This is a genomic window from Desulfonatronovibrio magnus (assembly GCF_000934755.1).
Taxonomy (GTDB): domain Bacteria; phylum Desulfobacterota; class Desulfovibrionia; order Desulfovibrionales; family Desulfonatronovibrionaceae; genus Desulfonatronovibrio; species Desulfonatronovibrio magnus.
Genome location: NZ_JYNP01000107.1, coordinates 1 through 8,853 on the forward strand (window position 1 = coordinate 1; position 8,853 = coordinate 8,853).

Sequence of the window (8,853 nt, forward strand, 5' to 3'; positions counted from 1 at the left end):
TGGAAGCCGCCTCCACCTTGAAGAACAGTCCCATATTTGGAAATTGGGACAGTCCCCGCGAGGTACTATAAAAAAGATTGATGCTGCATTGGTTTCTGGAAGAAATCTGCTTTGATGAAAAAATCTACACAGCGAGGGACAGTCCCCCTCCGGGCTGTAAGCCTCCGGGCAGGAAGCTGTGCCAGGCGCAAAGTTCCCATCTTTGAAGGAACTTTTCAGGAAATTGAGAATCAATCATATGTAAAAATTATAAAAATTGTGAAAATTATAACCGTCTGATTTTATTACAAAAACGATTATAGTTACTTGTAAGCACTAAACAAATACAAGCCATCAAATATCTTTTCCATAAATCACTTTATCATCGCCTGGAGCGTAGTAATCTTCAAGCCTGCCAAGCTCTTGAAACCCCATTTTTAGATAAAAATTCCTGGTTAAGGCATAGTCTTTTCGACCTGATGTTTCAGCATATATTTTCTTACCCCCGCGTTTTTTTACCTGTGCTTCTGTCAGCAAGCAGAGCCTTCTGCCAAGTCCCATACCCTGGCAATCACTGCGTACCGCTATCCAATACAGATCATAGCTGTAAATAGTACAAGGGATCAGTCCAAAACAGGTAAATCCCGCCATCTTGTCTGATTCATCCCTTGCCAGGAGAAAAAAATAACCTGATCCTTGGCTTCCCTTTTCTAAGTTTTCCCTTACAAGCTCAACAGCCATCTCAATTTCCTGGCTGCTGAAAACACCGGTAGAAGCCAAAATGCTTTCTATCTCATACTGACTTGAGGCATCAAGACGTTCATCAAAGTCAAAGGCTTTCAATGGCTGTACCTTGTAAATCCTGTCTGGACAATTGAGTTTATGACCTGAACAGGCTTCATTCCGGCTTCGCAGGCTGAGGCCATAAAGCCTGCATCGAGAGACAGACACGGATTAGTATTGATCTCCAGGACAAATGGAATATTTTCCGGATCCACTCTGAAATCCACTCTTGCGTATCCTGACAACTCAAAAATTTCCCAGCATTTTATGGCAATATTTTTTACCATTATCACAATATTGTCTTGCCCTGCCTCAGAAACAAACTCCCTTCTTGTGCCCCTCGCTGAAGCTGATTTTTCATCCCACTTGGCCTGGTAGTCAACAATCCTGGGCAACCCGCAGGGCATTCCATCAAAGATTATCTCGGCCACAGGAAGGATCTCAGGGCCATGGCTGGTTTCCAACATGGAAACATTGAGTTCCCGGCCGGGAATATAAGTTTCCACAAACCAATCACCACCGTATTTTTGCTGCAGTTTTTTTATTTTTGTACGTATTTTCCGAGGGCAAAACTCTCTGACAACGCTTGTTTTACTCAGGCTTAGAGATCCATGTTCCCATACGGATTTAACAAGATGTCTGCCTTGAATGGTTCTTTTGTCATTAAGATTTGAAGGGGTCAGCCAGGATGGGGTCAGGATATCATGGGCCAGCATAATTTTTTTGGCCAGAATTTTAGAAGAAGTCATGACCATGGATGAATGGCTGTTGCCAGTATATGGAATATTCATACTTTCAAGCACAGCGAGGGGAAAATGGATAAAGGCACCTCTACCCTGTACTTCTTCTACCAGATTAAAGACCAGATCCGGCCTGAGCATGTAAAGCTGTCTGCTTAGACTTTCCATGTCTAAGGTAGCTGAGACTATGCTGACCTCAAATCCGAGACTGGTTAAGAGATCTACGACCAACCGCACCTGGACCAGATTGTCCTGCTGGTCTTTTCTAACCTTTGAAGCAAAGGATGAGGTCAGCACAACTATATGCGTACCCGAATCCGTTTGATGAGGACTGCTCATGAACTTACCTGATCTGCAGGCAATAGCCTGGCTTTTGCTGGTATTTCCAGACCATACCTCGCTAATGCGGACATGGTTATCTCATTTAACAGTCTCTCAAAGCTCCAGCCGGCCAGTCTGCACAGTATGGGCAAGTCAGAATGTATGGGGTTGAGACCTGCCAGTGGATTAATTTCCATGAACGTCATGCGGCCATACTTATCCTGTCTCAGGTCCACTCTGCCCCCGTCTAAGCAGCCAAGCCCCTGCCAGACTTTAAGGGCAAGATCTATGGCCTGGTGTTTGAGTTCTCCCTGAACCAGTGCGTATTGTACCTGGTGCTCATAATTTTCCTTGACCTCATATGAATAAATTTTTTCATTACCCATAATTACCTCCATGACCCCAATGGCCCTGGACTGATCTTTTGACCCCACAATTCCTACGGTAACTTCCTTTCCAGGCAGATATTCTTCCACGATCAAGGGCTGATTGTAACGGGACAGAAGATCCCTGCTCATTTCTCCAAGTTCATTTATATTACCGACCAGGGATTTTTGAGATATACCTTTTCCCGTCCCCTCGGAAACCGGTTTAACAAAGGCTGGAAAGTTCATGGTAATCTTTTTGAGCTCACTCATGGACCAGATTACATGAAACCAGCCAGTTGGAAGCCCCATATCTCTGACTGTCCGCTTGCAGAGCCCTTTGTGCAGGCATACGGCCATAACAGCTGGATCTGAAAAAACGTAAGGTATCCGGTGATAATCCAGCAGGCACGGAACAAGGGATTCCCGGCCAGGGCCGAATATTCCTTCACATATATTAAAGACCATGTCCCACCTGACTCCCTCGGTTAATAAGCGGCAAAGTTCCGCGGCATTGCCTATCTTTTCCACCTCAAATCCAAGAGAGTTTAGTACCATTTCTATGGCTTCAATGGTTTCAGGCTTGTCAAGTTCAGCTGTCTGCTCCATGCTCAGGCCCTGTTTGAGATAGTCCTGGCGCAAATCATAAGTCATTCCCATTTTCATTGTCTGCCTCCGGCAGCGCTGTCTGCGCTGATCAGGTTAAGATTGATAAAATCATTGCCAGCAGATAGCTCAGGATAGAAAAATACTTTGTTTTCGAAATTTTTAAACACATGTCCATATTCACTGCGGTTCTGATAATAACCGGGCAAAACAGGTGTTTTTCCCCCTCCCCCAGGCAGATCAATAACGTACTGTGGTACGGCATAACCCGATGTATGACCTCTAAGCCCCTGAATAATATCCAGGCCTTTTTTTATTGTGGTTCTGAAATGACCTGACCCTGGAACCGGATCGCATTGATAAAGATAGTAAGGACGCACCCTGGCCTGAAGAAGCCTGTTATTCAACCTTTTCATGATTTCCGGTTCATCGTTTACGCCTTTGAGAAGGACAGTCTGAGCACCCAGGGGAATGCCTGCCTGTGCAAGTCTGAAACAGCCCTTCATGGATTCATTTGTCAATTCCCGCGGATGAGTGAAATGAAGACTCATGTAAAGGGGATGGTATTTTTTTAGCATGGCGCACAGATTTTTAGTTATTCTCTGGGGAAGAACAGCCGGAACTTTTGTACCGATTCTGATGATTTCCACATGCCTGATCTGCCTCAGACTTTTGAGGAGATACTCTATTTGATTATCATTCATGGTCAGGGGATCTCCTCCGGATATAAGCACGTCCCTTACCTGAGGGTTATGCCGGACATAGTCCACTCCCTGTTTCCATCTTTCAATGCCGTACACTCCTCGCTGACCAACAATTCGTGACCTTGTGCAATAGCGACAATAAGTGGAGCAGAAACCTGTGCTTAGAAAAAGCACCCGGTCGGGGTACCTGTGAATAATGCCAGGCACAGGACTGTCTCGGTCTTCGTGTAAGGGATCATCCTCTTCACCGGGGCCTTTGATCAATTCCATTGCATTGGGGATAACGCACTTTCGGACAGGATCACTGCTGTCTGTCTGGTGAACCAGACTCATGTAATATGGAGTGACTGAAAGGGGCAGAAGATTTTCCACAGCAGCGGCTGCTTTTTCAGCAGGCGACAGTTTGAGATATTTCTCAAGATTCTTTGCCCGGCAAATCCTGTTTTTGATCTGCCATCTCCAGTTGTTCCAGTCTTTAAGAGACACCCCTGGAAAATGTTTCTCCCTGAAATCTGAAACCAGTTCCGGACTATAATGTTTTTCAGTATAAGAAAAAAATGAATCTGAAACCGCAATGTTTTCAGGCAAATTTGACAAAAAAGAATTATCCGGGCCTGCAGCAAAAGTAGAAGGAGGTTCAGGCTCAATTTCAACCAGCTCTTGTTGTTTCATATCTTATTCCTTTATGGTTGTGATTTTGGATGGATGACTTGTCAGCAGTTATAAATAAACAAACAGCATGCCAAAATTATTGATAATTAATTCAGGCAGTTGCAAATAATGACAGCAAAATATCAGAACCGAAGATTCCGGTGAATCAAGTGCGCCTGGCCAAAATAAATTTTGGGTATCTGTTTAGCGCTTTGCATGTGGCACGGCTTCCTGCCCGGAGGCATACAGTCCGGAGGGGGGACTGGCTATTTTATCGCAGGACAGTACGGCAATTAAGCGGTTTGATGTCGGCAAAAATGCCTGTCCCCAGGGGCCAAGGCAATTATTTACATAAAATGTCGCTTTAGCGTTAAGTCTTTGACCTTTTGCAGTTGAGTCTGAATCAAGGGAAAGTAATAGAGGTGAAAAGAAGTAGAGACTGGATCACGGATAACTAAGCGTTATCATGGATAAAAAAACGGAATGCATAATTCCGGTCACAGATAATGCAGAACTGAAGATTCCGGTTTAATCTTGAAAGGGGAGCATTACTCGTTTCTGAAAATTTTATATTTGACTTAACAGTCAAAAGTGCTTTTAACCATTTGAATTCATTTACCATGATTCTACCTTTTCGTCATTCCGTCGAAAGCCGGAATCCAGTGTCTTTTCAATAGGATAAAAGACTGGATGCCGGATCAAGTCCGGCATGACTGGAGGAACTTTTGACTCTCAAGATATTTCAGTTGCATGCCATAACTTTTTTAGTGTTAAAAACTGATTCTGACAGCATGGCACGGGGACTGTCACCAATTAACTTTTCAAAAAAGCGTAATGCTCCCCTCTTGAGAGTTAAAAGAGCTCTCCACGGGCGGACTGGGATTTGTTGTCAACGGCAGTGAGAAAATGGATTCCGGCACTCGGGTCAAGCCTCAGGCAAGCAGATATCAGCGATTTTTGAAGTCATTTTTATTTAAGCCGTACTTGCTCATAAGCTTATTCAACTGTCTTTCTCCAATTCCGGCCTGCTGTGCTGAATCTTTGATTTTACCTTTGTTTTTTATGAGCATTTGCTGAAGATACTGTTTTTCTATGGCTTCCATATGAACTTTTCTGACCTGAGATAGTGGCAGGTTAATATTAATCAGATCACTTCCACAGCCTGGCTGGTGGACAAAAAGCTGGGGTGGAAAGCTCATGGGAGTCAGCAGACTGGAGTTTTCCAGGATAAGGGCTCTTTCCACCAGGTTTTCCAATTCCCTGACATTTCCAGGCCAGGAGTATTTTTCAAAAGCTTCAAGTACCTCCTTACTGATGGCTTCAACCTTTCTGGGCAGGACCTGCTTGAGTCTTGACAATATATTTCCGGCTATGAGCGGGATATCTTCTACTCTGTCTCTTAAGGGAGGGATCTCTATGGGAAAAACGTTCAGTCTGTACATAAGGTCCTGTCTAAACTGACCTCTGGAGCATAATGACCGAAGATCAGCATTGGTGGCTGCAATAATTCTCACTGTTACATGGATGTCCCTTGTTCCTCCTACGCGCTGAAATATCCTGTCCTGAAGGAAATACAAAAGTTTAACCTGGGCTGAGAGACTTAATGTACCAACTTCATCCAGAAAAATTGTTCCTTTGTCGGCCAGTTCAAACCTGCCGGTTTTGCGCGAAATCGCTCCGGTGAAGGCACCTTTTTCATGGCCAAAAAGTTCGCTCTCAATAAGATTTTCAGGGATAGCCCCGCAGTTAATGGCCGCGAAAGGTTTGTCTCGGTTGCCGGAACAAAGGTGGATGTGCCTGGCCAGAGTACTTTTGCCCACACCTGTCTCACCTGTGAGAAGGACAGTTGTCTGGGTTGAAGCCACCAGATCTGCTTTCTGAAAAACTTCAAGCATCAAAGGAGATTTGGTTTCAATTAGCACGGTTTATGCATTATCTCCATGGTTAGTCATACCCCAGCAGACTGGCAAGGGCCTGAGCCCTGGCAGGCTGATCGTAAACGATGAGAACGGCAGGCTCTGGGGGTGCAACAGGGAATCGAACACTACAATACGAGAAGCTGCAAAGTGCTCTCTTAACAGAGATGCAGCCTTGCGCGCAACAATCCAGGCGTGTTCATGCCGGATGCGCCTGCTTTCCCGGCGAGCCTGCAGCTTCTTTCTGGAGGATTGCCGGTAAACCTGCATATCAAAGTAGCTGATAATATCCATCAAACCCCCAGCCTATAAAAGTTTTGAGCAATAATGCCCCAAAAAAATTTCGTAACATGACCACTTTCGTAATACCTGTCGACATACTCAGCCCCAAGCAAGTAGGCAATGGATTTTTTTTCACTGGATAAGTGCTGTCAGGCGCTTATTGAAAATTTCAAACCAATATGTTGGTCGTTATGGCAATTGTAAGTGGAGCCGGCATCCTGCCGGCTGTTTTTTAAAGAAGGCCTGCTGGAAGCAGGCACCACTTTTAACAAAGGCTTAGCTGTCCTTACAGCATCGTGAACAGATACCAGATGTTTAAAATATCCAGAAGCTTTTGTTAACCAGAATGGATCCAAAAATGTTCAGAATACGCCGCATCTATGACGATACTTTGTCAAGAGACAAAGAAATATTGGTCCGGGTCAGGGAAATCCTCAAGGAACAGTTTCCACTGATCACAGAGAAAGATTCAGGCCTTCTTCCCTCACAATTGAAAAACCCCTTAAAACACCGCTTCCGAAGCATACTTTTTGTGGCAGAGGGTAGCAATGGAAATCTCAAGGGCTTTGCAGTACTGATGCATGCACCTGATCTTGATTTCGGTTATCTGGATTATATTTCAACCGCTGGCAAAAAAACAGGGGGAGGAATTGGTGGAGCTCTTTACCTGCGTATCAGGGAAGAGGCAATCTCCCTGAATATGCAGGGTATTTTTTTTGAATGCCTGCCTGATGATGAAAAAATATGCACTGATAAAAAGATTATCTCCCAGAATCGTTCCAGACTTAAATTTTATGAACGTTTTGGAGCCAGGCCTATAACCGGAACTGCCTATGAAACACCACTGACACTTAAGGACGATTGTCCACCCTATCTTGTACTTGACCCTCTGGACAGGGAGCCTGTCCTGGGCCGGGATAAAGTGAGACTTATTGTCAGGGCCATTCTTGAGCGCAGGTATGGCCATAAATGCCCGCCGGAATATATTGACATGGTCACAGAGTCTTTCCGAGATGATCCCATAAAGCTTCGAAAACCCAAATATACCGGAAAAAAGTTCGAAAAAAATCAGGTACGATCAATATACGTAGACAAAGTTATCGCCCTTTGTGTCAATGACAAGCACGAGATTCATCATGTCCATGAACGTGGATACGTGCAGTCCCCAGTAAGGATTTCATCAATTCTGGATGAACTGAATAAAACAGGACTGTTTGAAAAAATTAATTTAGTCCGGCATTCAAAAGATCATATCCTGGCAGTTCATGATAAAAAACTCGTTACTTATCTAAAAAATGTATGCTCTGGGCTTAAGCCTGGGCAATCTGTTTATCCATACGTCTTTCCAGTTCGCAATGCTGCCAGGCCACCCAAAGAGCTTCCTGTCAGGGCGGGATATTTCTGTATTGATACCTTTACTCCCATCAACAGTAACGCTTACCTCGCTGCGAGAAGAGCCGTGGATGCTGCTTTGACCGCTGCAAACAGTCTTTTAAAGGGGCATCGCCTGGCCTATGCTCTGGTCAGGCCCCCTGGCCATCATGCTGAACGTAAGGTTTTCGGAGGCTTCTGCTATTTTAATTCCACGGCCATTGCCGCCAACTATCTGAGCCGACATGGAAAAGTGGCTGTAATCGACGTAGATTATCATCATGGTAATGGGACCCAGGATATTTTTTATGAACGCTGCGATGTTCTGACTATATCCCTGCATGGTCAGCCAAGATTCACTTATCCCTATTTCAGCGGCTATTCCCAGGAAAAAGGGACTGGAAAAGGTTTTGGATTTAATGTGAACTATCCCCTTCCTCAGGATATGGACGGTCACAAATACCTGTCTGCTCTGGAACGGGCCGTACGCAAAATCAACAGATTCAAACCAGCCTTTCTGGTAATTGCTCTGGGCCTGGACACAGCCAAAGGTGATCCCACTGGCTCATGGTCTCTAAAAGCCTCAGATTTTCTAAACAACGGTTCTTTGCTTGCATCTCTTACATTGCCAACTCTTGTTGTCCAGGAAGGAGGATATAAAGTACGCTCACTCGGGGTCAATGCCAGACATTTTTTTCAAGGTCTGACAACAAACCATTAACCGTTCAAAGCCAATGCATATTTCATAACAACTGTTCAACATGCCGTAGAAAATGCCATGCTTGAACCTTGACGTTCACAGTTCATGGTTCCTCTTCTTACAAGTAACTGGAATCATATCTGCAATAAATTCAGGTCATTATGGTTTTACCATACAGATTGCTTCGGTCGCTTAGGCTCCCTCGCAATGACAGGTTTTGAGTAACCACATCCCTGACAACTCAGGTGTCATTGCGAGCGAAGCGAAGCAATCTCGTGTTAAAGCTGATTTTTTAGTTACTCACAAGTTCGGTCCCGGTCCGCCCGTGTGAGGAGCTTCTAAGTAACTATAATCGTTTTGCTAATAAAATCAAACGGTTATAATTTTCATATTTTTCGATTTTTGCTTATGATTGATGCACATTTGCCAGAAAAG

7 protein-coding genes are annotated in these 8,853 nt (G+C 44.5%); 1 reads left to right on the plus strand and 6 read right to left on the minus strand.

What is annotated here, in order from left to right:
* Positions 1–333: 333 nt before the first annotated feature.
* From LZ23_RS10615 to LZ23_RS22590, 6 genes are all read right to left on the minus strand, one after another.
* Positions 334–822: a GNAT family N-acetyltransferase gene (locus LZ23_RS10615; protein ID WP_045214020.1), complete on the minus strand. Its 489-nt coding sequence runs from the start codon at positions 820–822 to the stop codon at positions 334–336.
* Positions 819–1,841 carry a D-alanine--D-alanine ligase family protein gene (locus tag LZ23_RS10620; protein WP_052507306.1) on the minus strand — a complete coding sequence of 341 codons (1,023 nt, stop codon included), beginning with the start codon at positions 1,839–1,841 and terminating at the stop codon, positions 819–821. Before LZ23_RS10620 ends, LZ23_RS10615 begins: the two co-directional genes overlap by 4 nt.
* A complete protein-coding gene (locus LZ23_RS10625; RefSeq protein WP_045214022.1) occupies positions 1,838–2,854 on the minus strand; it encodes a D-alanine--D-alanine ligase family protein in 1,017 nt (338 codons plus the stop codon). Before LZ23_RS10625 ends, LZ23_RS10620 begins: the two co-directional genes overlap by 4 nt.
* The gene (locus tag LZ23_RS10630; protein WP_052507307.1) at positions 2,851–4,170 is read right to left on the minus strand and encodes a KamA family radical SAM protein; all 1,320 of its coding nucleotides are present in this window, start codon (positions 4,168–4,170) and stop codon (positions 2,851–2,853) included. The genes LZ23_RS10625 and LZ23_RS10630 overlap by 4 nt, the downstream gene beginning before the upstream one ends.
* A 926-nt stretch (positions 4,171–5,096) precedes the next feature.
* A complete protein-coding gene (locus tag LZ23_RS10635; RefSeq protein WP_052507308.1) occupies positions 5,097–6,071 on the minus strand; it encodes a sigma-54 interaction domain-containing protein in 975 nt (324 codons plus the stop codon).
* A gap of 3 nt (positions 6,072–6,074) precedes the next feature.
* The gene (locus LZ23_RS22590; RefSeq protein ID WP_198145965.1) at positions 6,075–6,359 is read right to left on the minus strand and encodes a hypothetical protein; all 285 of its coding nucleotides are present in this window, start codon (positions 6,357–6,359) and stop codon (positions 6,075–6,077) included.
* A 346-nt stretch (positions 6,360–6,705) separates the two neighbouring features.
* Here LZ23_RS22590 and LZ23_RS10645 point away from each other — a divergent pair, with 346 nt between their 5' ends.
* Positions 6,706–8,439 (plus strand): histone deacetylase family protein, encoded by a 1,734-nt coding sequence (locus LZ23_RS10645; protein ID WP_045214026.1) that lies wholly within the window; start codon positions 6,706–6,708, stop codon positions 8,437–8,439.
* The last annotated feature ends 414 nt before the right edge of the window (positions 8,440–8,853 follow it).

Bases quoted from the DNA above. Each gene is read 5' to 3' on its own strand.
- LZ23_RS10620 (WP_052507306.1), bottom strand. From the start codon at position 1,841: ATGAGCAGTCCTCATCAAACGGATTCGGGTACGCATATAGTTGTGCTG.
- LZ23_RS10625 (WP_045214022.1), bottom strand. From the start codon at position 2,854: ATGAAAATGGGAATGACTTATGATTTGCGCCAGGACTATCTCAAACAG.
- LZ23_RS10630 (WP_052507307.1), bottom strand. From the start codon at position 4,170: ATGAAACAACAAGAGCTGGTTGAAATTGAGCCTGAACCTCCTTCTACT.
- LZ23_RS22590 (WP_198145965.1), bottom strand. From the start codon at position 6,359: ATGGATATTATCAGCTACTTTGATATGCAGGTTTACCGGCAATCCTCC.
- LZ23_RS10645 (WP_045214026.1), top strand. From the start codon at position 6,706: ATGTTCAGAATACGCCGCATCTATGACGATACTTTGTCAAGAGACAAA.